Below are 24,244 nucleotides of genomic sequence, written 5' to 3'. Positions count from 1 at the left end.
CACCGGAAATCCGTCGGCCGATCCGTGCGCGCAAAGCCACGCGAACCGGCGGTACTGCCACGGAAAACAGGCTTTAAAAGCCCTTTTCCAAAAACGCAAAAACCCGGAGGCCGTTTTTTAGCGGCCACCGGGTACCGGCAAGGATCGAATTACTTGACTTCGACCTTGGCACCGGCTTCTTCGAGCTTCTTCTTGGCGGCTTCGGCATCGGCCTTGGCAACGCCTTCCTTGACGGGCTTCGGAGCGCCGTCGACCAGGTCCTTGGCTTCCTTCAGGCCCAGGCCGGTCAGTTCGCGCACGGCCTTGATGACGTTGACCTTGTTGGCGCCGACTTCGGCCAGGATCACGTTGAACTCGGTCTGCTCTTCAGCAGCGGCGGCAGCGCCACCAGCAGCGGCGGGAGCGGCGACAGCCACGGCGGCGGCAGCAGCCGACACGCCGAACTTCTCTTCCAGGTCCTTGATCAGTTCCGACAGTTCCAGGACGGTCAGGCCGGCGATGGCGTCGATGATTTCAGCTTTGCTAAGTGCCATTTTGTTTAAAACTCCAATGAATTTGATACCAGGTATTGGGTGTCGCTTCGTGTCACGAGATTCCGGGGGAAAACACCCCCAAGCGGCTTAGGCAGCCTGCTTATCGCGCACGGCCGCGAGGCCACGCACGAACTTGGTCGGAACTTCGTTGAGCGTACGCACAAACTGTGCAACGGGTGCCTGCATGGTGCCCAGCAACTTCGCCAGCAACTCTTCGCGCGACGGCAGCGAGGCCAGAGCCTTGACGCCTTCGACGGACATGACGCCGTTCGGCAGGGCACCGCCCTTCAGAACGAGCTTGTCGTTGGATTTGGCAAAGTCGGACAGGACCTTGGCGGCCGCGACCGGATCGGCGCTGATGGCGTACATCAGCGGACCGGTCAACTGCGACGACAGGCCCTCGAAGGGGGTGCCGGTCACAGCGCGGCGAGCCAGCGTGTTCTTCAGAACACGCAGGTAAACGCCCGATTCACGTGCTTGCTTGCGCAGTACGGTGACGGAAGCGACGTCCAGACCACGATATTCGGCGATAACGATCGATTGAGCCTTGGCGACTTGGGCCGAGATCTCTTCGACGACCACCGTTTTCTCTTGACGATTGAGACTCACGGTTTGAACACTCCATCATAAGACGCTCGGGATACCACCCCTTGCGTCAACCGAATGCGGCGAACCTGGTCGACTTCTTTGGATAAAGAATTCTTCCTGGGAGCGCCGTCTGCGCTGGATCCGTGCTTGGGCGGGCAGCATTGCATGCCTGCCCGCGAGTCGCGGTTTTAAGATTCGCCGGGTACCTGGCGGACCAGGGATTCCGGTTTCACTCCAGCGGTCTTTGACAGCAGCACCGCGCGTCCGGCTTTCGCCTCGCACCCGGTGCAGCCCAAAGTCTGTTGCCCTGCGATTACTGCTGGCTGGCCGTCAGAGAGGCCTGGTCCACACGGACACCGCCACCCATGGTGGACGACACCGCCAGCTTGCGCAGGTAAATACCCTTGGCCGTCGCCGGACGGGCCTTGTTCAGCGCATCGACCAGCGCGAGCAGGTTGCTCTGCAGCTGTTCGACGTTGAACGAGGCACGGCCGATCGTGGCGTGAATGATCCCGGCCTTGTCGGTACGGTACTGGACCTGACCGGCCTTGGCGTTCTTGACGGCGGTGGCGACATCGGGCGTCACGGTGCCGACCTTGGGGTTCGGCATCAGGCCGCGCGGACCCAGGATCTGACCCAGCGCGCCGACGACACGCATCGTGTCGGGCGAGGCGATGACCACGTCGAAGTCGATCTGGCCAGCCTTGATGCGCTCGGCCAGGTCTTCCATGCCGACGATGTCGGCGCCGGCGGCCTTCGCAGCCTCGGCCTTGTCGCCCTGGGCGAACACGGCCACGCGCACCGACTTGCCGGTACCGGCGGGCAGCACCACCGAGCCACGGACCAGCTGGTCGGACTTCTTGGCGTCGATGCCCAGTTGCACGGCCAGGTCGATGGACTCATCGAACTTGGCGGTCGCGGTTTCCTTCACCAGCGCCAGCGCTTCGGCGACGGGATACAGCTTGCTGCGGTCGATCTTGGCGCGCAGCGCGGCTACACGTTTGGTCATGCGTGCCATGATTACAGGCCCTCCACCGTGATGCCCATGCTACGGGCGCTGCCAGCGATCGTACGGACCGCGGCGTCCATGTCGGCAGCCGTCAGATCGGCTTGCTTGGTCTTGACGATTTCTTCGACCTGGGCGCGCGTCAGCGTGCCGACCTTGTCGGTATGGGGCTTGGGCGAACCCTTCTGGATGCCGGCAGCCTTCTTGATGAGGATGGTCGCGGGGGGCGACTTCATCACGAAGGTGAAGCTCTTGTCGGCAAAGGCGGTGATCACCACGGGAATCGGCAGACCGGGCTCCAGGCCCTGGGTCTTGGCGTTGAACGCCTTGCAGAATTCCATGATGTTCAGGCCGCGCTGACCCAGCGCCGGACCGATCGGGGGAGAGGGATTGGCTTTACCAGCTGGCACTTGCAGCTTGATGAAGCCGACGATTTTCTTCGCCATGCTTGACTCCTTGCGGGTACGTACGCAGGCCGATCAGGCCTGCTCCCCGGGGTTGACGGTCGGAGTTGTTCGCGGCGCGGACGCCGCGAGCCGGATGGCGCTGACCGTAGCGCCCCATCCGGCCGTATGCTTGATCAGGACTTCTCGACCTGACTGAAATCGAGTTCCACGGGAGTCGATCGGCCGAAAATCGTGACCGACACGCGCAGCTTGCTCTTTTCGTAGTTCACGTCTTCGACGTTGCCGTTGAAGTCGGTGAACGGACCTTCCTTGATGCGGACCATCTCGCCCACTTCGAAGAGGATCTTGGGACGCGGCTTTTCCACGCCCTCTTCCATCTGCGACAGGATCTCGTCGACCTCGCGCTGGGGGATGGGCGTGGGGCGGTTGCCCGACCCGCCCACGAATCCCGTCACCTTGTTGGTGTTCTTCACCAGGTGCCAGGTCTCGTCGGTCAGGTCCATCTCGACCAGCACGTAGCCGGGGAAGAAACGGCGCTCGGTGATGGATTTCTGGCCACCCTTGACCTCGATGACCTCTTCCGTGGGCACCAGGATGCGACCGAAGGATGTCTGCAGCGCGGCCCGCTCGATGCGTTCCGTCAGCGCCTTCTGGACGCTTTTTTCCATGCCGGAATAGACATGGACAACGTACCAACGTTTGCTCATCGTCTTGTTTCCGCCGTGTTATTTCCAACCAAGAATGAGGTCGTACAGCACCCATTCGATGGTTTTGTCTGTAACCCACAGGAACAGCGCCATGACCACCACGAAAGCGAACACCGCGACGGTGGTCTGGATGGTTTCCTTGCGGGAAGGCCATACGACCTTGCGCGTTTCCTGGGCCGAATCCTGGCCGAACGCGACCAGGCGCCTCCCGGGCTCGCTGAACCAGCCGATTACCAGGGCAACGACCACACCGGCGACGATGGCGCCGATCCGGGCGATCGTGGGGCTGCCCGCCAAGGCGTAGAACCCCACCAGCCCAGCGACGAACGCCGCGATGGCCAGGCCCAGCTTGATGCGGTCGGCAGTGCTAGTTACGGTTTCTACGTTTGGATTCGACATCTTTTCGTCCGGGCAGCGCCAGACATTGCTGGCGGCGACGGTGCTTGCAAAACACCCGGGGCAGAAGCCGCGCCGGGCTTTTTGTCAGAAGCCGCGGCTAGACCCCGCAGGCTCCGGGAGAAGTGGCAGGGGAAGAGGGAATCGAACCCACAACCTTCGGTTTTGGAGACCGACGCTCTGCCAATTGAGCTATTCCCCTATGGATGAAGCCCCCCCGGTTCTTTGGGGAGGCTTTCAAACTTTTACCGCCAACTACTGTACTTTGGCACTACGTCTTATCCCGCGACCAGCGCGGGATAAGGGTCTTACTTGATGATCTTGGCCACGACGCCGGCGCCGACGGTACGACCGCCTTCACGGATGGCGAAACGCAGGCCTTCTTCCATGGCGATCGGCGCCAGCAGCTTGACCGTGATCGACACGTTGTCGCCCGGCAGCACCATTTCCTTGTCCTTCGGCAGCTCGATCGTGCCCGTCACGTCCGTCGTACGGAAGTAGAACTGGGGACGATAGCCGTTGAAGAACGGCGTATGACGGCCGCCTTCTTCCTTCGACAGCACGTACACCTCGGCCGAGAACTCCGTGTGCGGCGTGATCGAACCGGGCTTGGCCAGAACCTGGCCGCGCTCGACGTCTTCACGCTTGGTGCCGCGCAGCAGAATACCGACGTTGTCGCCAGCCTGGCCCTGGTCCAGCAGCTTGCGGAACATTTCCACGCCCGTGCACGTCGTCTTGACCGTGTCCTTGATACCGACGATTTCGATTTCCTCGCCGACCTTGATGATGCCGCGCTCGATACGGCCCGTCACCACCGTGCCGCGACCCGAGATCGAGAACACGTCTTCCACCGGCATCAGGAACGCGCCGTCGACCGCGCGCTCGGGCGTCGGGATGTACGAGTCCAGCGCCGCCGCCAGTTGCAGAATGGCCGCTTCGCCCAGCTCGCCCTTGTCGCCTTCCAGCGCCATGCGGGCCGAACCCTTCACGATCGGCGTATCGTCGCCCGGGAAGTCGTACTTCGACAGCAGTTCCCGAACTTCCATTTCCACCAGTTCCAGCAGCTCGGCGTCGTCAACCAGGTCCGCCTTGTTCAGGAACACGATGATGTACGGCACGCCAACCTGGCGCGACAGCAGGATGTGCTCGCGCGTCTGCGGCATCGGGCCGTCAGCGGCCGACACCACCAGGATTGCGCCGTCCATCTGCGCCGCGCCCGTGATCATGTTCTTCACGTAGTCCGCGTGGCCCGGGCAGTCGACGTGCGCGTAGTGCCGCGTCTGCGTCTCGTATTCCACGTGCGCCGTGTTGATCGTGATGCCACGCGCCTTTTCTTCCGGCGCCGCGTCGATCTGGTCGTACGCCTTGGCCTCGCCGCCGAACTGCTTCGACAGCACCGTCGTGATCGCCGCCGTCAGCGTCGTCTTGCCGTGGTCAACGTGACCGATCGTGCCCACGTTCACGTGCGGCTTGGTACGCTCAAACTTGCCTTTTGCCATGGCTGACTCCCGCCTCTGGATGCCTGCTATAACGGATGGAACCGCAAAAATCTGGTGCCCATGACGCGGATCGAACGCGTGACCTCTCCCTTACCAAGGGAGTGCTCTACCACTGAGCCACATGGGCGAATTCTGTACTGCATCTACCGGATCGCCCGGCAATCGCCGGAAACCCGGGCGCCTGCGACGACCTCGTTGGAGCGGGTGAAGGGAATCGAACCCTCGTCGTAAGCTTGGAAGGCTTCTGCTCTACCATTGAGCTACACCCGCCTACCTGGTACTGCAACTAGCGCGGACCCCACCGCCGCCAAACCTTCCGGCCAAAATTTTGACCAGCCGCTTGAGTTACAGCACGCTTCAAGCCACTGGCCACGATCCCTACCGAAAAGCAAAGCCGTTGGTGGAGGGGATTGGATTCGAACCAATGTAGGCGCAAGGCCAACAGATTTACAGTCTGCCCCCTTTAACCACTCGGGCACCCCTCCGCCGGGGAACGAAAGATTATGAAGGAGCCAAAAAGGAAAGTCAACTCGGCCCGGCCCGCACTCCCTACCCCCTCCATAGACCAAGGGTTTCCACTAGATCTTCGATTAACAAAAAGTCTAAAAGACCATATATAGTCTTTTAGACTTTTTAAAAGATCAGGAGACCACCGTGAGAATACGCCAGGGCTTGTTCGCAGGCATTGCCGCCCTTTTCGCGCTTGCCGGCACCGCGGCACACGCCGCCGATTTTCCCCAACGCCAGATCCGCATCCTGGTGCCCTTCCCTCCGGGCAGCGGCACCGACGGCTCGGCCCGCGTGCTGGCGCAGGAGATCACCAAGGCCACCGGACAGACCGTGGTCGTGGAGAACAAGGCGGGGGCCAACGGCTTCATCGCCACCGAAGAGGTCATGCGCGCTCCGGCCGACGGCTACACCCTGCTGCTGACCAGCAATACCCACGTGGCCAACAAATTCCTGTTCAAACGCACGCCCTACGACCCCATCCAGGACTTCAAGGGCATCACCCTGCTCAAGGAAGGCCCCCTGGTGCTGCTGGTGCGGGCCGATTCGCCCATCCGCAATGCCGCCGACCTGACCCGCGCGGCGGGCGCGGCCAAGACGCCGCTGGCCTTCGGCAGCGGCAACTCGTCCTCGCGGGTGGCCGCCGAGCTCTATAAGCAGCTCGAACACGTCGACATGCTGTATGTGCCCTACAAGGGCAATCCCCTGGCCATCGGCGACCTGATCGGCGGACGGATCGACCTGATCTTCGCCGACTCGACCTCGGCCACGCCCCTGATCCGCGGCGGCAAGGTCCGGGCGATCGCGACCACCGGCCGGGCCCGCACGCCCAATCTGCAGGACGTCCCCACCCTGATAGAGAGCGGGCTGGCCGATTTCAACCTGGGCTCGTGGCTGGTGGTGCTGGCGCCGCGCGACACGCCCGACCCCGTGGTCGACCGCCTGAACCAGCTCTTCCGCGCCGCTCTGCAGACCGAAACCGTCAAGCGCAACTTCCTGGAGTCCGACGCCGTGCCGCTGGGCACCAGCCGCCAGGAACTGGCCGACTTCATGGCCTCGGAGAACCGCCGCTGGGGCTCCATCATCCAGAAAGCCGGCATCCAACCCGAGTAACCCCGGAGCATCCATGTCCATCGACACTCAGAAGACCGACCGCGGGGTCGGCATCATCACCATCAATCGCCCCGAAAAACTCAACGCCATGGACGCGGAGCACTACCAGGGCCTGTCCGACGCCTGGGCGCAGATGCGCGACGACACCGCCGTGCGGGCCATCGTCATCACCGGCGCCGGCGAGAAATCCTTCAGCACGGGCGCCGACCTCAAGACCTTCATCGGTAATCCGCCGCAATTGTCGGAGTTCTGGCTGACCCAACAGGGCATGCTGCTCAACCGCGGGCTGGAGATGTGGAAGCCGGTGATCGCCGCGGTCAACGGCTATTGCCTGGGCGGCGGCATGACCTTGCTGCTGGCCACCGACATCCGCCTGGCCGCGCCCCACGCCACCTTCGGCCTGTCCGAGGTGAAGCGCGGCGTGATCGCCGCCAACGGCGGCACGCAGCGCGTGATCGAACAACTGCCGCGCGCCATCGCCATGGAGTTCCTGCTGACCGGCGACGCCTTCGACGCCGCCACTGCCGAGCGCTGGGGCCTGATCAACCGCCAGGTCGAGCCCGCGCAACTGATGCCCGAGGCGATGAAGATCGCCGAGCGCATCGCCGCCAATGCGCCGCTGGCCGTGCAGGCCGCCAAGGAACTCGCGCTGCGCGCCGGCAGCATGGACCTGAGCGTGGGACTGCGCATGGAGCAGTTGTACAACCGCATGCTCTCCGCCACGGAAGACGCCGCCGAGGGCCGCCAGGCCTTCAAGGAAAAGCGCGCGGCCCGGTTCAACGCACGCTGACGCCACAGGAAGCCCCATGAGAGGAAAGTACGTCATTGCCGGTATCGGGCATACCCGCTACGGCAAACTGCCCGGCCGCTCGACCGTCAGCCTGAACGTCGAAGCCTGCCGCAACGCGCTGGCCGATGCCAACATCGGCAAGGACATCATCGACGCCCTGTTCGTCAAGGTGCCGACCTCGGCGCGCGAATTCATGTACGGCCAGAAGCTGGCCGAGGCCATGGGCCTGCGCCCGCGCCTGGGCGGCGCCTGGGACCAGGGCGGCGCGGCCAACATCGCGCTGATCTCCCAGGCCGTCATGGCGATCGAGGCCGGCCAGTGCGAGGCCGCCCTGGTCTGCTACGCGGACAACCCCCGCACCGGCAATCGCGCCGTCTACGCCCGGCCGCGCGGCGACGATGCCGTCTACGGATGGTTCTCCACCGCCGCTGGCTACGCCATGATCCAGCGCCGGCACATGATCGAGCACGGCACCCGCCCCGAAGACCTCGGCGCCATCGCCAAGGCCTGCCGGCGCCACGGCGCGGCCAATCCCGGCGCGCAATTGCGCGCCGCCATTTCCCTGGACGACTACATGGCCTCGCCCATGCAGATCGATCCGCTGCGCCGCGACGATTGCTGCCTGGTGTCCGACGGCGGCGCGGCGGTGGTCGTGATGAGCGCGGCGCGCGCCCGCGCGCTGGGCGTGCCGAACGCCGTCCCCATCCTGGGCTTCGGCCAGGGCCAGACCTCGTGGGAAGTGGCGCAGCGGCCCACGCTCACCTCGACCGAGGCGGCCGTCTCCGGCCGCACCGCCTTCGCCATGGCCGGGCTCGCGCCCAAGGATATCGACGTCGCGCAGTTGTACGACTGCTTCACCATCACGGCGCTGATGACGCTCGAGGACTACGGTTTCTGCAAGAAGGGCGAGGGGGGCCGGTTCGTGGCCGACGGCCGCATCGAGATCGGCGGCGACCTGCCCCTGAACACCAGTGGCGGCCTGCTGTCCGAGACCGGCATGCCGGGCATGCAGCTGGTCATCGAGGCCGTGCGGCAGATCCGCGGGCAGGCCGCGCTGCAGGTGCCCGGCGCCGATACCTGTCTCGTCAGCAACCAGGGCGGCACCATGCATACCCACAGCACGCTCATTCTAGGCAGCCAGCCATGACCGAATTTCCCCAGCCCGACATCACCGAGACCAGCCGCCCGTTCTGGGATGGCCTGAAGGCCGGCACGCTGCTGTTCCAGCAATGCGGACAAGGCCACCGCTGGCTGCCGGCGCGCGATCATTGCCCGCACTGCCTGAGCGGCGACGTCCGCTTCGTGCCCGCGGCCGGCGGCGCCCGCCTCGTCAGTTGGGTGCTGTATCGCAGCGCCCACCATCCGGCCTTCGAATCGCGCGTGCCCTACAACGTGGCGATCGTGGAACTGGACGAAGGACCGCGCATGATCTCCAACATCCTCTGCGACGAATCGGCCCTGCGCGCCGACATGCCGCTGCGCCTGCGGATCGAGGCCCAGGACGACTACTCGGTGGCGCGCTTCGAGCCCGCGGGGCGGGAGAAGCTCTCATGAGTACTCCGCAGCCCCTGGCCGGCATCACGGTGCTGGACCTGACCCAGATCTACAACGGCCCCTACGCCACCTTCCTGATGGCGCGGGCCGGCGCGGACATCGTCAAGATCGAGCCGCCCGGCGGCGAACACCTGCGCAAACGCGAAACGCTGCCCGACGACGTGGTGACGGTGCCGTTCGCCATGTTCAACGCCAACAAGCGTTCGCTGTGCCTGGACCTGAAGACCGAGACGGGCCGCGCGGTACTGCGGCGCCTGGCCGCCCGCGCCGACGTGCTGGTCGAGAACTTCACGCCCAGCGCCATGGAGCGGCTGGGCCTGGGCGCCGATTCGCTGATGGCGGCCAACCCCCGGCTCATCTACGCCTCGAGTTCCGGCTACGGCAGCAGCGGCCCCTACCGCGACTATCCCGCGATGGACCTCGCGGTGCAGGCGATGTCGGGCGTCCTGAGCAGCACCGGCCAGCCGGACGGCGACCCGGTCAAGGCCGGCCCGGCCGTCTGCGACTTCATGGCCGGCATCCACCTGTACGGCGCCATCGTCACGGCCTTGCTGCGGCGCGAGCGCACCGGCGCGGGCGGGCGCGTGGAGGTGTCGATGATGGAGGCGGTCTATCCGTCGCTGGCGTCCAACCTGGGCGGCCTGCGCCGCGGCAACCGCAGGCCGCAGCGCACCGGCAACCGGCACGGCGGCATGGGGCTGGCGCCCTACAACGTCTATCCCTCGGCCGACGGCCACGTCGCCATCATCACCACCAACGAGAAGCACTGGCGCGCGCTGGTGGCCGCGCTGGGGCTGGACGAACTGGCCGCCGACCCGCGCTACGCCACGCGCGAGGCGCGCGCGCGCCACATGGACGAGCTGGACGAGGCGCTGGGCGCCGTTACCCGGCGCCTGGACAATGCCGCGCTGCTGTCCCGGCTGCGCGCGCAGACCGTACCCTGCGCGCCGGTACAGGAACTGCTGGACGTGGTCGACGACCCGCACCTGCATGCGCGCGGCGCCCTGCGCCACATCGACCATCCCGCCTACGGCCGCATCCTCGTTCCCGAAACGCCGCTGCGGTTCCTCGACCAGGAGCCGCCCCCCTACCAACCCAGTCCCGGCCTGGGCGCCCAGGCGCGCGAGATCCTGGCGGACCTGCTGCAATGCGGGGACGACGAACTTGATAGACTGCAAGCCGAGCTGTCCCCCTGATACCCCCATACGAGAATCCCATCATGCAACAAGACGCGATCATCATTTCGCGGGCCGGCGGCCCCGAGGTCCTGGTTCCCGCCCGGTGCGACATCCCCCAGCCGGCCGCCGACGAAGTGGTGGTCAAGGTTGCATGGGCCGGCGTCAACCGCCACGACTGCGGCCAGCGCTCGCGCGGCCCCAACGAGCATGAATCCGACATTCCCGGCCTGGAGGTATCCGGCACGGTGCACGCCGTGGGACCGCTGGCGCGCGGGCTCGAGGTCGGCATGCAGGTATGCGCGCTGGTCAACGGCGGCGGCTATGCCGAGTACGTCGCCACCCACTGGCAGCAGGTGCTGCCGGTTCCCGCCGGACTGACGCTGCAGCAGGCCGCCTGCCTGCCCGAAGCGGCCTTCACCACCTGGTACAACTTCTTTTCCCTGGCGGCGCTGCAGGTGGGCGAATCGGTGCTCATCCACGGCGCGACCAGCGGCGTCGGCGTGTTCGCCGTCCAATTGCTGTCGGCACTGGGCCATCCGGTCTACGCCACCAGCGGCAGCGCCGAAAAGTGCGCCCTGGCGCTGAGCCTGGGGGCGCGCCGGGCCTTCAACTACAAGACCGAGCCCTTCGCCCAGCTGTTGCAGGAAGCCGGCACCCCGGTGGACGTGATCCTCGACATGTCGGGCGGGCGGCACATGGAGCAGAACCTGGCCGCCCTGGCCTATGGCGGCCGCATCCTGCACCTGTCCTCGGGCGCCGCGCCGGTGTCCTTGTCGCTGCGCGCGGTCATGCAGAAGGAGGCTCGCGTGACCGGCGCCATGATGCGTCCCCTTCCGGCCGCCAAAAAGGCGCTGGTGGCGCAGGCGCTGAAGAAGGTCGTCTGGCCGCTGGTGGGTAGCCGCATCCAGACCCGGGTGCACCAGACCTATCCGCTGGCCCAGGCCAGCCAGGCCCACCGCGACATGGAACAGGGCGACCACAGCGGCAAGCTGCTGCTGCAGGTGGGCGCCGCCTGAACCGCCGCTAGCCGGGCGCCAGCACCGCGGCCGGCCGGTGGGCGACCAGCACGTCCTTGGGAATGACGATGTCCATCAGGAACACATCGCCCGGGTAATAGGAAATGCCGGCCGTCAGCACCCGCGAATCCGTGGTCATCAGCTTGCGGACCAGCTTGGCCACCGGAGCGCCATAGGGACAGTCGAGCTTCCTGGCCAGCACCATGTCGGCCGTCTCGATGCTGATGGTCTGGTAGGAATGATCGATCTCTTCCTCGGCATGCTGCAGGGCAAGCTGCAGCAGCAGCTCGGAGGCCGCGGCCCCGTCGGGGAAGCGTTCGTACAGGTGGCGGGCCACGAACATGTTGTAGACACCGATGGGCTTGCCTTCCCGCACGTGCGTCTTGATCACTTCCACATAGGAATCGTAGAAGTTGCCGCTGGCGACCAGTTCCGGCGGCAGGACGGCGTCGTGCACCACCTCGTGCACGACGATGGAAAAACCGCCGGCGCGCGGCGACAGGCCCGCGATGGGCGTGCGCAGATGGCCCGGCGCGGCGCCCGGAACCTCGCACACGAACGTGCCGCGGCCACGGTTCGAGACCAGCACGTTTTCCTGGACCAGCACATTCACCGCCTGGCGGACGGTGATGCGCGCGACCTGGTACTGCTCGGCCAGCACCTCGTAGCGGGGAAGCTGGTAGCCGACCGGCCATTCGCCGGCCGTGATCTTGTTGCGCAGCGCATCCGCCAACTGCACATATAGCGAAATCCGGCTCTTGGGGTCGAGCTTGAACTGGTTGCCCTCGGTACTCATGCTTTCATCCTATCGTACTTTTCAGCGCGGATTCGCCGGACCGATGGCTTGCGGCACGTCCTTGATCTTCTTGAGCGCGAAGCTGGAGCGCATATCCACGACCGCTGGATGTTTCATCAGGGTATCCATGGAAAAACGCGAGAAATGCGCCAGGTCGACGACCTGCACGCGCAGCAGGTAATCCATGTCGCCCGTCATCGCATAGCAGGCCACGACCTCGGGCCAGCCCAGGACGTCGCGGGCGAATTGCTCGATGGGCGCGTGGCCGCCGTCCATGTGCTTCTGGAGCCGCACGCTGACGTAAGCCAGGAGGCCCAGCCCCACTTTCTCGGCATCGACGATGGCGACGTACTGGCGGATCACGCCGGTGGCCTCCAGGCGCCGCACCCGCCGCAGGCAGGGGCTGGGCGACAGCGCCACGCGCTCGGCCAGTTCCTGATTGGTCAGCCGACCGTCGCGCTGCAATTCCTCCAGAATCCGTCTATCCGTGCGGTCCAATTCGACTTCAGGCATGATTGACCAATAACAAATCACTTTGAGCAATTTTATTTCAAAATCATCGGCTACATGAGCAATTTTGGAATTATTCGCCCGGCGATCCTTCCTACAATTCCGTCTGGGATTCCTTTCGATCAGAGGCGCGCGGCGCCACAGCGGAGACAGCCATGACCACCCCCTTCCAGCCCTGGGACAACCCCATGGGCACCGCCGGATTCGAATTCGTCGAATACGCCGCCCCCGATCCCGCAGCCCTGGGCAAGGTGTTCGAAGGCCTGGGCTTCAAGGCCATCGCGCGCCACCGCCACAAGAACGTGCTGCTCTACCGCCAGGGCGGCATCAACTTCGTCGTCAATGCCGAGCCCGACTCGTTCGCGCAGCGTTTCGCGCGCCAGCACGGCCCCTCGATCTGTGCGATCGCCTTCCGGGTGAACGACGCGGCGGCGGCCTACAAGCGCGCGCTGGAGCTGGGCGCCTGGGGCTTCGACGGGCACAGCGGCCCCATGGAACTGAACATCCCGGCCATCAAGGGCATCGGCGATTCGCTGATCTATTTCGTCGACCGGTGGCGCGGCAAGAACGGCCGCAACGGCGGGATCGGCGACATCGACATCTACGACGTGGACTTCGAGCCGCTGGAGCCGGCCCGGGCCAGCCAGGACGCCAGCCACCGGGGCGCCGGCCTGACCCTGATCGACCACCTGACGCACAACGTGCATCGGGGCCGCATGGGCGAATGGGCCGACTTCTACGAGCGGCTGTTCAACTTCCGCGAGATCCGCTACTTCGACATCGAAGGCAAGGTCACCGGGGTCAAGTCCAAGGCCATGACCTCGCCCTGCGGGCGCATCCGCATTCCCATCAACGAGGAAGGCAACGACGAGAAGGGCCAGATCCAGGAATACCTGGACCTCTATCACGGCGAAGGCATCCAGCACATCGCGCTGGGCACGGACGACATCTACGCCACCGTCGAGGCGCTGCGGACCTCGGGCGTGGTCTTCCTGGACACTCCGGACACGTACTATGAGCTGCTGGACAAGCGCCTGCCGGGCCACGGCGAGGACGTCGCGCGGCTGACGAAGAACCGCATCCTGCTGGACGGCGCCCCCGGCGGCGGCCTGCTGCTGCAGATCTTCACGCAGACGGTAATCGGCCCGATCTTCTTCGAGATCATCCAGCGCAAGGGCGACGAAGGCTTCGGCGAGGGCAATTTCAAGGCCTTGTTCGAATCGATCGAGCTGGATCAGATGCGGCGAGGGGTGTTGTAACCCCCCTACGCGCTGACGCGCGCCCCCCAGGGGGCGATGCGGGTGGACCGGCGGAGCCGGATCCACCGCATCCTGGGTCTAGTGCCGCTGTCTTGGGGCGTAGCATCGTTGCTCGCTGGCTGCCAACTGTGCGGCATGCCGAGAGGCGGGGCGGAAACTTGCGTTTTGCCCTCCGGCCGTCTCACGGCCGGGCGGAGCCTACCGTCCGGATGCCGTCCACGGGGGGGAGCTTGGTGGCCTGGACTTCGACGCGTTCGCCGCCCTGGTCCAGCACCACGCCGCCGCCCAGGACCTCGGCCAGCGTGACGCCTTCGGCCAGCTGGGTGCCGACCGCATAGGCGCGGGCGGGGCGGCCGTCTATGGCCAGGACCGCCGAGCCGCTGGGTCCGGCGGCGATGAGGCCGGCCACGACCACCTGGATCTTCGCCCCCGCGCCCGTGCCGAACCAGCCGGCCACCGGGCCGGTGTCGGTCTGCAGGGCGCCGTCGCCGACCGCTGTGGGCGGGGCCGGCGGGGGAGAAGGCGCGAGCAGGATGGCTCCCCATACGCCTATGCCCGCCGCGAGCGCCAGCAGCGCGACGAAGGTGCTCGATCGGGGGAGGCTGGGGATTACCCGCATCACTGACTCCGGCAGGGGCCGCCTTGGCGCGGCCGGTCAAAACGGTCCATTTTGCGGGAGGAATGTGACAGGGATACCCGCATCATGAATTGTCATCTAAAGCAGCGATAATAGGTGCCGCGAAAATTACGACACGGAGTTTACGCTGTGACACGGTCACGCTCTATCCGCGCCCGGCGCCAGGCCGGCTTTACCCTGATCGAGATCATGGTCGTCGTGGTCATCCTGGGCATCCTGGCGGCGCTGGTCGTGCCGCGGGTGCTCGACCGGCCCGACCAGGCCCGGGCCGTTGCCGCCCGGCAGGACATCTCCGGCATCATGCAGGCGCTGAAACTGTACCGCCTGGACAATGGCCGCTACCCGACGACCGAACAAGGCCTGCGCGCCCTGGTCGAACGGCCCGCGACCGGCCAGGTGCCTGCCAACTGGAAGCAGTACCTGGACCGCCTCCCCGCCGATCCCTGGGGCAATCCGTACCAGTACCTGAACCCGGGCGTACACGGCGCCGACGTCGACGTGTTCTCGCTGGGTGCCGACGGCCAGCCCGGCGGCGAAAGCGCCAATGCCGACGTCGGTTCCTGGGACCTCTGATCCCCGGCTCCGCCCCGCTGCCCGCGGCGTCGGCGCAGGCCCCCGGCGTGCCCGGGGGTTCACGCTGATCGAACTGATGGTGGTGGTCGTGATCGTCGGCATCGCCGCCGCGGCCGTCACCATCCGGGCCTTCCCCGACCGCCGCAAGCTGCTCCGGGACGACGCCGAACGGCTGGCCCAGCTGTTCTCGGTGGCCCAGGGCGAGGTCCGGGCCGACGGCCGCCGCATCACCTGGCAGGCGGACGAACAAGGCTATCGCTTCGTCCGGCGGGCGCGCGCGCTGACGCCGGGCGCGGTCATGGCCGCCGGTACCTCCACCACCACGCTGGACACCTTCGGCCGCGACGAACTGCTGCGCCCGCGGCGCTGGGCCGACGGTCCGGTCAGCGTGCAGGTGGAGCCGCCCGGCCCGCCCGTGTTCACGTCGGAATGGATTCCGGGTCCGCTCATCGTCCGGCTGCGCAACGCCGATGCGATCGTGACCATCCTGCGCGACGAGGCGGGACGCTATGCGGTCCAATGACGCCGGCTTCACCCTGGTCGAAGTGCTGGTCGCCCTTGCCATCGTGGGCGTGGCGCTGGCCGCCTCGGTGCGGGCGGTCGGCCTGATCGCGCAGAACAATGCCGCGCTGCGCGCCAAGTCGCTGGCGCTGGTCGAGGCCGAGAACCAGCTGGCCGAACTGCGCCTGGCCCGTCTCATGCCGAGCCCCGGCCGCCAACTGGTCGCCTGCCCCCAGGGCGGCCAGGCCATGCAGTGCGAACAGGTCTTCACCAACTCCGACAACACCAACATCCGCCAGGTGATGATCCGCGTCCATCCCGAGGGCGATCCCGACCGCGTGCTGGCGCAGGTCAACGGCTTCCTGAGCGCGCTGCCATGACCCGACGCGCGCAGGCCGGCTTCACGCTGATCGAGGTGCTGGTCGCCATCTCCCTGATGGCGGTGGTGGCCATCATCTCGTGGCGCGGGCTGGAAAACGTCAGCGCCCTGCAGCGCCGGCTGGCGGGCGATGCCGACGAGGTCGAGAACGTCACGCGCATGCTGGGTCAGATGGAACGCGACCTGGCCATGCGCGCCCCGGACGCGCTGCTGGACACCGGCACCGCCACGGCCACCGGCGCTCGCCTGCCGCAAAGCCTGCGCATCACGATCAAGGAAACGCCCGACGCCTCCGCCACGCTGGAGATCATCCGCGCCGACGCCGCCGATCCGGCCGGCTGGCAGCGCGTCGTCTGGTTCCTGGACGGCACGGTGCTGCGCCGCGCGGCGGGCGCCGCCGCCCGCCTCTACCCCCTGCCCGCCGCGGGCGGCGGCGCGGCGATCCTGGGGGGCGTGACGCGCTTCGCCATACGCGCCTGGGTGCCCGGCCAGGGCTGGATCAGCACCCCGTTCCCCGCCACCGGCACTCCCTTCACCGGCCTGGAGCTGTCGGCCGAACGCCGCAGCGGCGAACGGGTGGAACGCTATCGCCGCGTGGTGGTGCTCGAATGACGCGGCGCCCGCATCCCCGCGCCGCGCGCCGGCAGCGCGGCATGGCGGTGATCAGCGCGCTGCTGATCGTGGCCGCCGTGGCCGTGCTCGTGACCGGCCTGTTCCAGCGCCAGGCGGCGTCGGTGCGGGCCGTCGAGAACGAACAGGCCCGCATCCAGGCCCGCTGGCTGCTGCTGGGCGGCCTGGACTGGGCGCGGCTGGTCCTGCGCGAGGACGCCCGCCGCAACAACACGACGCGCCTGGGCGAGCTGTGGGCCACGCCCGTGGCCGATACCCGCATCACCCGGCCCGGGGACGACCGGGTGGCCTTGTTCTCGGGCCGCATCGAGGACGAACAGGGCAAATACAACCTGCGCAACCTGGCCAAGGCCGGCGTGCCGCAGCCCCTCGAGATCGCGGCGCTGGACCGGCTGTGCTCGATGCTGGGACTGCCCGGCAGCCTGGCGCCGCGGATCGCCGTACGGATCGCCAGCGCCCAGGCCGTGCCCGGCAGCTCCGGGGAAACCGGCACGGGGACCGGAACGAACACCGGCACAGGAACCGGCACCGACACCGGGACCGGCGCGGGAGGCGGCCAGAACGGCTCGGCCACGCAAGGCCGCGGCCCCTCGGCTCCGATGATACGGACGGTGGACGACCTGGAAGGCATCACCGACGTGGACGAGAAGACGATCGAGGCCCTGCGCCCCTACGTCACGGTGCTGCCCGAAACCACCGCGGTCAACGCCAACACCGCCCCCGCCGAAGTGCTGTCGGCGGTGGTGCCGGGACTGTCGCTGGCGCAGGCCCGCGCGCTGACCGAACAGCGCAACGCCGGCACCTGGTTCAACGACCGCGCCGATTTCGGCAACCGCCTGGCCAATCCTGACATTACTATCAGCGACTCGCAGATCGTCACCGCCAGCAAGTGGTTCATGGTTTCCGGCACCGTGACGCTGGAGCGCGCAGCCGTCACAATGCAGGCGCTCGTCTCGCGGGCCAATGCCAATTCACCCACCGTGGTCTGGAAGAGGGAGACCAATTGAAGACAACGTTGCGGCTAGAGCTGCCCGCCCTATCCATGCTGCATGCCGACTCGCGGGTGGCGTTCGCGCTGCTCGACCGGCAGCATGCCGTCCAGCGGACGGGCGAACTGCCGCTGGCCGAACTGGCCGCGGCCGTGCCGACCAGCCGCGTCGAAGGCATCCTGCACCCGTCCGACAGCGTGCTGACCACCGTCACCGTGCCGCCGCTGCCCACGCATCGGCTGCAGGCGGCCGTCGCGGGGGCGGTCGAACCCATGCTGCTGGGCGACATCGAAAACCTGGCCGTCGCCCACGGCGCCCGCGCCGGCGACGGTTCCGTCGCCGTGGCGTGGGCGGCCCGCGAGCCCCTGGCGCGCGCCCTGCGGCTGCTGGCCGACAGCGGCCTGCCCGCCGACGCCCTGGTGCCGGCCCCGCTGGCGCTGCCGCTGACCGACACCGGATGGACCGTGCTGGTGCGCGACGACCACGTGGTGGTGCGCACCGGCGCCCAGACCGGCCAGGTCTGGGCCATCGACCCCTTCGCCACCACCGATGCCGATCCGGCGGTGGCGGCGCTGCTGCCGACGCTCGAACAGGATGCGCCCGGCGCCGTCGGCTGGATCGACCCGCAGCCCGCGGGCTGGCCCGAGCTGACGGGCACCGAACGGCGCGCGCTGCCCGCCGCGGCGCGCTGGCAGGGTGTGCTGCCGGGCTGGTCGCTGGCGCTGGCCGACCTGCAACCCCACCGCTCCGGCCGTTCGCCATGGCGCCAGCCGGCCGCCTGGGCGGCGGGCGCGGCCGCCGTCTGGCTGCTGGGCCTGAACGTCCACGCCTGGCAACTGGGCCGCGAGGAAGTCGCGCTGCGCCAGCGCATGGCCACCCAGGTCAAGACGGCGTTCCCGGACATTCCCGTCGTGCTGGACCCGCTGCGCCAGGCCGAACAGCGGCGCGACGCGCTGCGGGCCGCGGGCGGCGAATTCGGTTCGTCCGATTTCCTGCCGCTGGCGCTGGCCACCACGCAATTGCTGCCGGCCGCCACCAACAACGTCGTCGCGCTGCGCTACGCCCAGGGCGAACTGAAGCTGGAACTGGTGGACGACGGCATAGGCATGGTCGCCAAGGCCGGCGCCGCGCCGGCACCGGCGCCGCAGCAACAGGCCACGCGCGGCCTGCGGCGCTTCGCGCCGCGCCGGGAACAGGCCGCGGCCCCCGCGCCCACCCCGGCACCGGCGGCCAGCCGGATGGAAATCGATCCGGCCATCATGCAGCGCGCCGAGGGCCTGGGCCTGCACGTCACGCACGACGACGGAGTCTGGACCATCCGCTCCGCCGCCAGCGCAGGCCAGGACGGGGGCGCGCGCCCGGCGTCCCAGGGCGGCGGCGTGCGTATTCAACAGGACAATCCGCGACGATGAATCTCCCCGCTTTCAAGCTTTCCATGCCGCCGGCGTTCACCCGGTTCGGCGAAGACGCCGGGCGGCGCTGGGCCCGGCTCGCGCCGCGCGAGCGCCGCCTGCTGGGCATCGCCGGCGCGGTGGCCGGCATCGCCCTGGTGTACCTGCTGTTCGTCGAACCCGCCTGGACCCGTGCCAGCCGCCTGGAAACGCAACTGCCGCTGCTGCGCACGCAGGCGGCCCGCGTCGACGCGCTGACTGCCGAAGCTCGCAGCCTGCAACGCGTGACCAGCGGCCGGATGACGGCCGACGAAACCCGCCAGGCCCTGGCGCAGAGCCTGGAGCGCGCCGGCATCGCCGCCGAGGTCGAGCCCGCCGACGCCCCGGCGGGCACCACCGGCGAGGCCTGGCAGGTCACCGTCGACCAGGTGCAGGCCGCCGGCCTGATGCAATGGCTGGCCTCGGTGCCCGGCCGCACCCGCCTGCAACTGGCGCAAGCCGATCTCGAACGACCCACGGACGACAACGGCCGCCTGCTGACGGGCAAGGCCTCGGGCGTCCTGGTGTTCACGCCGGCCACGACCGGGCAGGGCCGCTGATGCGTACCTGGTCCAAGATCCTCCTGTGCGCGCTGGTGGCCCTGGCCGCCGCCCTGGCGGTACTGCCGGCCCGGTGGCTGATCGCGATCCTGCCGGCCCAGTGGCCGGTGGCGGTGGTCGACGCCTCCGGCACCCTCTGGCGCGGCAACGCGCTGATCGCGCTCGGCTTCCCCGAGGCGCGCAGCACCCTGCCCACCCCCGTCGAATGGCGGACGAAATGGGACGGCGGCCCGCTGGTCGAGATCCGCCATCCCTGGCTGGACGGCCCGCTGGGCCTGCGCCTGCAGACCAACGGCTTCCTGCTGTCGGGCCGCACCCTGAAGCTGCCCGCCTCGACGCTGGCGCAACTGGGCGCGCCCTTCAACACCCTGCGCCCCGCCGGCGACCTGCGGCTCAAGTGGCCGTCCCTGCGGCTCAACGGCGGCATTCCGCCCGGCGAGCTGCTGGACGCGGAATGGAGCGACGCCGGCACCGCGCTGTCGCTGCTGCGGCCCATCGGCCACTACCGCGCGCGCCTGACCGGCGAAGCCGGCAGCGCCGTCGCGCTCGCGCTGTCCACGCTGTCCGGCCCCCTGACCATGGAAGGAACCGGACGCTGGACCGCGCGCACCGGCTTCAGTTTCAAAGGGGTCGCCCGCCCCGCCCCCAATGCCTCGCCCGAGGCCCGCGCCGCGCTGCAAAGCACGCTATCGGCGCTGGGCCGCCGCTCGGGCGACGACTCCATCCTGCAAATCGGCCGCTAACATCATGCCCATGCTCAACCTAGCCCCTTTCCGCAACCGACCCGCTCCGGCGCCCTTCGCCCGGACGCTGGCCGTGGCGGTCTCCTCGGCCCTGCTGGCGCTGGCCGTACCGCCGGCCGCAGCGGCGGCGGCCGCCGCCGGCGCCAATGCCTCGGCGGCCGACGGCGTGGTGCTCAACTTCGTCAACACCGAGCTCGAAGCGGTGGTGCGCGCGCTGGGGCAGTTCACCGGCAAGACCTTCCTGGTCGACCCCCGCGTGAAGGGCCAGCTCACGCTTGTCTCCGAGAACCCGGTCAACCGCGACACGGCCTATCGCATGCTGCTGGGCGCGCTACGCATGCAGGGCTTCGCGGTGGTCGAAGTGGATGGCGTCAGCAAGGTGGTCCCCGAGGCCGACGCCAAGCTGCAGGGCAGCCCGGTCACCAGCGGCGCCGGCGCCAACAGCGGCCAGCTCGTCACCCAGGTGTTCAAGCTGAACTACGAAAGCGCGACCAACCTGGTGCCCGTGCTGCGGCCCATGATCGCGCCGAACAACCCGATCAACGCCTACCCGGGCAACAACACGCTGGTCATCACCGACTACGCCGACAACCTCAAGCGCATCGCCAACGTCATCGCCAGCGTCGATACGCCCTCGGCCATCGCCACCGACCTGATCGAGATCAAGTACGGCATCGCCACCGACGTCGCCGCGCTGGTCACCAAGCTGCTCGACCCGGGCACCGGCGGCGACGCCACGCAGCGGATCACCGCGGTGGCCGACCCGCGCACCAACAGCGTCCTGCTGCGCGCCAGCAGCCCGGCGCGCAACAAGCTTGCGCGCGACCTGATCGCCAAGCTCGACAACCCCGCGGCCCGCGCCACGAACATGCACGTGGTCTACCTGCGCAACGCCGAGGCGGTCAAGCTGGCCGAGGTGCTGCGCGGCGTGCTGACCGGGCAGTCGGGCACCGGCACGATGGGCGGCACCGGCAGCCTGGGCGGCGGGATGAGCGGCGGGCTGGGCACCGGACTGGGCGGCTCGACCGGCCTGTCGGGCAACAGCACCTCGTCCCTGAGCAATAACTCCAATACGTCCAGCACCTCCGGCGCCCTGGGCGGCACGACGGGGCTGGGAGGTTCCGGCGCGCTGGGCGGCGGCACCACGCAGGCCGGCTCGACCGTGTTCACCGGGGGCGGCGCGACGGTGCAGGCCGACGCCACCACCAACACGCTGATCATCACCGCGCCCGAGCCGCTCTACCGCAGCCTGCGCGAGATCATCGACCAGCTCGACGTGCGCCGCGCGCAGATCTTCGTCGAAAGCCTGATCGTCGAAGTCTCGGCCGAGACCGCCGCCGAATTCGGCATCCAGTGGCTGACCGGGCTGGGCAACCTGAACGCGGGCAACGGCACCGCCGTGGTCGGCGGCACCAGCTTCGGCGGCACGGGCTCGAACATCATCGGGGCGGCGCAGAACATCGGCTCCATCGGCAAGGGCCTGAGCATCGGCATCGCCAAGGGCTCGGTCAACATCCCGGGCATCGGCCAGGTCACCAACCTGGGCTTCCTGGCCCGCGCCCTGGAAACGCAGGCCGGCGGCAACATCCTGTCGACGCCCAACCTGCTGACCCTGGACAACGAACAGGCCAGCATCATCATCGGCCAGAACGTCCCCTTCATCACCGGCCAGTACGCGCAGACCGGCAGCACCTCCACCGTCAGCCCGTTCCAGACCATCGAGCGCAAGGACGTGGGCCTGACGCTGAAGGTCAAGCCGCAGGTGTCCGAGGGCGGCACGGTCAAGATGACCATCTACCAGGAAGTCAGCAGCGTCGACGAGAGCAAGTCCAACAGCGCGGGCATCATCACCAACAAGCGCGCCATCGAGTCCAACGTGCTGGTGGACGACGGCCAGATCATCGTCATCGGCGGCCTGATCCAGGACCAGGTCACCGGCAGCGTCGAGAAAGTGCCGGGGCTGGGCGACATTCCCGTACTGGGCAACCTGTTCCGCTACGACAACCGCAAGCGCACCAAGACCAACCTCATGGTGTTCCTGCGTCCTTACGTGGTGCGCGAGGGCGGTTCGCAAAGCAGCCTGATGATCGACCGCTACGAATACATGCGCGCCCAGCAGGCCCAGGCGCAGCCCGGCTCGCACTGGCTGCTGCCCGACATGCAGGCGCCCCAGCTGCCGCCGCGCGTGCCCGGCGTGGGCGACCCCGTGCAGAGCGGTCCCGCCGGCGCCGGCCACGTGCCGCCCACGACCATCCCGCGCGACGTCTCGGCGCTGCAATCGACCGACCCGACCATCGTTCTCCAGGTGTTCGGCGCGCCGTCCGAAAGCGAAGCCCAGCTTGCCGCGCGCCGGATCGCGGACTCCGGCATGAGCGCCTACGTGGTCCACGACGACGCGCAGCGCTGGGACGTGCGCATGCGCGTGGCGCGCGACCGCGTCACGGTGGACACCACCCTGGCGGCCCTGCGTGACCTGGGCTACGCCGCCGAGATCGTGACGCGGCCATGAACCCGCTGCCTTATTCGTGGGCCCGCGCCCAGCGGGCACTGCTCAGCATGCGGCCCGACGGCAACCTGCTGACGGTCAGCCCCCGCACGCCGGCCTGGGCCATAGCCGAGGTCCAGCGCCGCCACGGCGCGGTGCGCATCGCGCGGATCTCCGACGCCGAACTGGAGACCCGCCTGACCGCGGCCTACGCCGACACCGGGGATGCCGCAGCGGTGGTGGGCGCGGCCGAGAACGAGATCGACCTGGCGCGCCTGATGCAGGACATTCCCGAAGTGGAAGACCTGCTCGAGACGCAGGACGACGCGCCCGTCATCCGGATGATCAACGCGCTGTTCACCCAGGCCGCGCGCGACGGGGCAAGCGACATCCACATCGAGCCCTTCGAGACCCACTCGGTGGTGCGCTACCGGGTGGACGGGACGCTGCGCGACGTGGTCAGCCCGCGCAAGGCGCTGCACGCGGCGCTGATCTCGCGCATCAAGATCATGGCCAACCTCGACATCTCGGAGAAGCGCCTGCCGCAGGACGGCCGCATCGCGCTGCGCGTGGGCGGCCGCCCCATCGACGTGCGGGTGTCCACGCTGCCCACGGGCCACGGCGAACGCGCGGTGCTGCGCCTGCTGGACAAGGAGGCGGGCCGGCTCGAACTGTCGCGCCTGGGCATGGACGCCGGGCTGCTCAAGCAGCTGGACCGGCTCATCCACCAGCCCCACGGCATCGTCCTGGTCACCGGCCCCACCGGCAGCGGCAAGACCACCACGCTATACGCCGCGCTGGGCCGGCTCGATGCCTCCACCACCAACATCCTGACGGTGGAAGACCCGATCGAATACGACCTGCCCGGCATCAGCCAGACCCAGGTCAACGCCAAGATCAGCATGAGCTTCGCGCTCGCGCTGCGCGCCATCCTGCGCCAGGATCCGGACGTGATCATGATCGGCGAAATCCGCGATCTGGAAACCGCGCAGATCGCGGTGCAGGCCTCGCTGACCGGCCATCTGGTGCTGGCCACGCTGCACACCAACGACTCCGTGTCGGCGGTGACGCGCCTGACCGACATGGGGGTGGAACCCTTCCTGCTGTCGTCCTCGCTGCTGGGCGTGCTGGCGCAGCGCCTCGTCCGGCGCCTGTGTCCCGACTGCAAGGAAGCGCACACCGAGCCGGACGGCCGCACCGTGTACCGGCCGGTGGGCTGCGCCACGTGCAGCCATACCGGCTACGTCGGCCGCACCGGCATCCACGAGCTCTACACCGTGGACGACGCGCAGCGGCAACTGATCCATGAAGGCGCGGGCGAGCAGGAACTGCGCAATGCCGCGCAGGCGGCGGGCATGCGCACCATGCGGCAGGACGGCGACCGCTGGATCGACTCCGGCACGACCTCCCCCGAGGAAGTCGTGCGGGTGACACGGGATGTGTAGGAGGAAAGGCTGA

27 protein-coding genes and 4 tRNA genes are annotated in these 24,244 nt (G+C 68.0%); 17 read left to right on the top strand and 14 right to left on the bottom strand.

What is annotated here, in order from left to right; genetic code table 11:
• Window positions 1–149 precede the first annotated feature (149 nt).
• The 11 genes from rplL to EV675_RS07590 all read right to left on the bottom strand — a co-directional run bounded on the left by rplL (window position 150) and on the right by EV675_RS07590 (window position 5,621).
• Entirely contained in the window at window positions 150–533 is a 384-nt protein-coding gene (gene rplL / locus EV675_RS07640) for a 50S ribosomal protein L7/L12 (protein ID WP_087838384.1), read from the bottom strand.
• A gap of 87 nt (window positions 534–620) precedes the next feature.
• Complete coding sequence (gene rplJ / locus EV675_RS07635) at window positions 621–1,142, bottom strand: 50S ribosomal protein L10 (protein WP_130356703.1); 522 nt, start codon at window positions 1,140–1,142, stop codon at window positions 621–623.
• 292 nt (window positions 1,143–1,434) lie between these two features.
• Entirely contained in the window at window positions 1,435–2,139 is a 705-nt protein-coding gene (gene rplA, locus EV675_RS07630; protein WP_130356702.1) for a 50S ribosomal protein L1, read from the bottom strand.
• Between the two features lie 2 nt (window positions 2,140–2,141).
• A complete protein-coding gene (rplK, locus tag EV675_RS07625) occupies window positions 2,142–2,573 on the bottom strand; it encodes a 50S ribosomal protein L11 (protein WP_124687572.1) in 432 nt (143 codons plus the stop codon).
• A 134-nt stretch (window positions 2,574–2,707) separates the two neighbouring features.
• Window positions 2,708–3,241 (bottom strand): transcription termination/antitermination protein NusG, encoded by a 534-nt coding sequence (nusG, locus tag EV675_RS07620; RefSeq protein ID WP_087838388.1) that lies wholly within the window; start codon window positions 3,239–3,241, stop codon window positions 2,708–2,710.
• An 18-nt stretch (window positions 3,242–3,259) separates the two neighbouring features.
• Window positions 3,260–3,640, bottom strand: coding sequence for a preprotein translocase subunit SecE (gene secE, locus EV675_RS07615; protein WP_130356701.1), 381 nt, complete (start codon window positions 3,638–3,640; stop codon window positions 3,260–3,262).
• Window positions 3,641–3,763: 123 nt separating this feature from the next.
• A tRNA-Trp gene (locus EV675_RS07610) sits at window positions 3,764–3,839 on the bottom strand.
• 106 nt (window positions 3,840–3,945) lie between these two features.
• Window positions 3,946–5,136: an elongation factor Tu gene (tuf, locus tag EV675_RS07605; protein WP_130356700.1), complete on the bottom strand. Its 1,191-nt coding sequence runs from the start codon at window positions 5,134–5,136 to the stop codon at window positions 3,946–3,948.
• A 52-nt stretch (window positions 5,137–5,188) separates the two neighbouring features.
• Window positions 5,189–5,263, bottom strand: a tRNA-Thr gene (locus EV675_RS07600).
• Between the two features lie 69 nt (window positions 5,264–5,332).
• A tRNA-Gly gene (locus EV675_RS07595) sits at window positions 5,333–5,406 on the bottom strand.
• 128 nt (window positions 5,407–5,534) lie between these two features.
• Window positions 5,535–5,621 (bottom strand) — tRNA-Tyr (locus tag EV675_RS07590).
• 169 nt (window positions 5,622–5,790) lie between these two features.
• Between EV675_RS07590 and EV675_RS07585 the strand changes: the two genes are divergently transcribed.
• From EV675_RS07585 to EV675_RS07560, 6 genes are read left to right on the top strand one after another with little or no spacing between them, the layout of a single operon-like run.
• Window positions 5,791–6,756 carry a Bug family tripartite tricarboxylate transporter substrate binding protein gene (locus EV675_RS07585; RefSeq protein WP_165404485.1) on the top strand — a complete coding sequence of 322 codons (966 nt, stop codon included), beginning with the start codon at window positions 5,791–5,793 and terminating at the stop codon, window positions 6,754–6,756.
• A 13-nt stretch (window positions 6,757–6,769) separates the two neighbouring features.
• Window positions 6,770–7,546, top strand: a complete 777-nt coding sequence (locus EV675_RS07580) for an enoyl-CoA hydratase/isomerase family protein (RefSeq protein ID WP_130356698.1) — start codon at window positions 6,770–6,772, stop codon at window positions 7,544–7,546.
• 16 nt (window positions 7,547–7,562) lie between these two features.
• Entirely contained in the window at window positions 7,563–8,693 is a 1,131-nt protein-coding gene (locus EV675_RS07575; protein ID WP_130356697.1) for a thiolase C-terminal domain-containing protein, read from the top strand.
• On the top strand, window positions 8,690–9,100 hold the full coding sequence (locus EV675_RS07570) for a Zn-ribbon domain-containing OB-fold protein (protein WP_130356696.1): 411 nt from the start codon (window positions 8,690–8,692) through the stop codon (window positions 9,098–9,100). The genes EV675_RS07575 and EV675_RS07570 overlap by 4 nt, the downstream gene beginning before the upstream one ends.
• Window positions 9,097–10,296, top strand: coding sequence for a CaiB/BaiF CoA transferase family protein (locus EV675_RS07565; protein WP_130356695.1), 1,200 nt, complete (start codon window positions 9,097–9,099; stop codon window positions 10,294–10,296). Before EV675_RS07570 ends, EV675_RS07565 begins: the two co-directional genes overlap by 4 nt.
• Window positions 10,297–10,319: 23 nt before the next feature.
• Window positions 10,320–11,294: an NAD(P)H-quinone oxidoreductase gene (locus tag EV675_RS07560; RefSeq protein WP_130356694.1), complete on the top strand. Its 975-nt coding sequence runs from the start codon at window positions 10,320–10,322 to the stop codon at window positions 11,292–11,294.
• 7 nt (window positions 11,295–11,301) lie between these two features.
• Here the strand turns inward: EV675_RS07560 and EV675_RS07555 are convergent, their stop codons facing one another.
• Together EV675_RS07555 and EV675_RS07550 are read right to left on the bottom strand one after the other, a co-directional pair.
• Window positions 11,302–12,090 carry a GntR family transcriptional regulator gene (locus EV675_RS07555; protein WP_130356693.1) on the bottom strand — a complete coding sequence of 263 codons (789 nt, stop codon included), beginning with the start codon at window positions 12,088–12,090 and terminating at the stop codon, window positions 11,302–11,304.
• Window positions 12,091–12,111: 21 nt separating this feature from the next.
• Window positions 12,112–12,603, bottom strand: coding sequence for an Lrp/AsnC family transcriptional regulator (locus tag EV675_RS07550; protein ID WP_130356692.1), 492 nt, complete (start codon window positions 12,601–12,603; stop codon window positions 12,112–12,114).
• 152 nt (window positions 12,604–12,755) lie between these two features.
• Between EV675_RS07550 and hppD the strand changes: the two genes are divergently transcribed.
• Window positions 12,756–13,859 carry a 4-hydroxyphenylpyruvate dioxygenase gene (gene hppD / locus EV675_RS07545; RefSeq protein ID WP_130356691.1) on the top strand — a complete coding sequence of 368 codons (1,104 nt, stop codon included), beginning with the start codon at window positions 12,756–12,758 and terminating at the stop codon, window positions 13,857–13,859.
• 181 nt (window positions 13,860–14,040) lie between these two features.
• Here the strand turns inward: hppD and EV675_RS07540 are convergent, their stop codons facing one another.
• Complete coding sequence (locus EV675_RS07540) at window positions 14,041–14,478, bottom strand: hypothetical protein (RefSeq protein WP_165404484.1); 438 nt, start codon at window positions 14,476–14,478, stop codon at window positions 14,041–14,043.
• Between the two features lie 147 nt (window positions 14,479–14,625).
• On the opposite strand from EV675_RS07540, the gene gspG reads away from it, so the two are divergent.
• From gspG to gspE, 10 genes are read left to right on the top strand one after another with little or no spacing between them, the layout of a single operon-like run.
• The gene (gene gspG / locus EV675_RS07535; protein ID WP_165404483.1) at window positions 14,626–15,069 is read left to right on the top strand and encodes a type II secretion system major pseudopilin GspG; all 444 of its coding nucleotides are present in this window, start codon (window positions 14,626–14,628) and stop codon (window positions 15,067–15,069) included.
• Window positions 15,041–15,592 carry a prepilin-type N-terminal cleavage/methylation domain-containing protein gene (locus EV675_RS07530; protein ID WP_130356690.1) on the top strand — a complete coding sequence of 184 codons (552 nt, stop codon included), beginning with the start codon at window positions 15,041–15,043 and terminating at the stop codon, window positions 15,590–15,592. The genes gspG and EV675_RS07530 overlap by 29 nt, the downstream gene beginning before the upstream one ends.
• Window positions 15,579–15,950, top strand: coding sequence for a type II secretion system minor pseudopilin GspI (gene gspI / locus EV675_RS07525; protein WP_130356689.1), 372 nt, complete (start codon window positions 15,579–15,581; stop codon window positions 15,948–15,950). The genes EV675_RS07530 and gspI overlap by 14 nt, the downstream gene beginning before the upstream one ends.
• Entirely contained in the window at window positions 15,947–16,561 is a 615-nt protein-coding gene (locus EV675_RS07520) for a PulJ/GspJ family protein (RefSeq protein ID WP_130356688.1), read from the top strand. The genes gspI and EV675_RS07520 overlap by 4 nt, the downstream gene beginning before the upstream one ends.
• Window positions 16,558–17,586: a type II secretion system minor pseudopilin GspK gene (gene gspK / locus EV675_RS07515; protein ID WP_130356687.1), complete on the top strand. Its 1,029-nt coding sequence runs from the start codon at window positions 16,558–16,560 to the stop codon at window positions 17,584–17,586. The genes EV675_RS07520 and gspK overlap by 4 nt, the downstream gene beginning before the upstream one ends.
• Window positions 17,583–18,980 (top strand): type II secretion system protein GspL, encoded by a 1,398-nt coding sequence (gspL, locus tag EV675_RS07510; protein ID WP_130356686.1) that lies wholly within the window; start codon window positions 17,583–17,585, stop codon window positions 18,978–18,980. Before gspK ends, gspL begins: the two co-directional genes overlap by 4 nt.
• Window positions 18,977–19,558: a type II secretion system protein GspM gene (gspM, locus tag EV675_RS07505; protein WP_130356685.1), complete on the top strand. Its 582-nt coding sequence runs from the start codon at window positions 18,977–18,979 to the stop codon at window positions 19,556–19,558. Before gspL ends, gspM begins: the two co-directional genes overlap by 4 nt.
• Window positions 19,558–20,301, top strand: a complete 744-nt coding sequence (gene gspN, locus EV675_RS07500) for a type II secretion system protein N (RefSeq protein WP_130356684.1) — start codon at window positions 19,558–19,560, stop codon at window positions 20,299–20,301. Before gspM ends, gspN begins: the two co-directional genes overlap by 1 nt.
• Window positions 20,302–20,311: 10 nt before the next feature.
• Window positions 20,312–22,810: a type II secretion system secretin GspD gene (gspD, locus tag EV675_RS07495; protein ID WP_130356683.1), complete on the top strand. Its 2,499-nt coding sequence runs from the start codon at window positions 20,312–20,314 to the stop codon at window positions 22,808–22,810.
• Window positions 22,807–24,231: a type II secretion system ATPase GspE gene (gspE, locus tag EV675_RS07490; RefSeq protein WP_130356682.1), complete on the top strand. Its 1,425-nt coding sequence runs from the start codon at window positions 22,807–22,809 to the stop codon at window positions 24,229–24,231. The genes gspD and gspE overlap by 4 nt, the downstream gene beginning before the upstream one ends.
• The last annotated feature ends 13 nt before the right edge of the window (window positions 24,232–24,244 follow it).

It is taken from the genome of Pigmentiphaga kullae (genome assembly GCF_004216695.1).
GTDB classification, from domain to species: Bacteria; Pseudomonadota; Gammaproteobacteria; order Burkholderiales; family Burkholderiaceae_B; genus Pigmentiphaga; species Pigmentiphaga kullae.
This window is presented reverse-complemented; position numbering and strand designations above follow the sequence as displayed.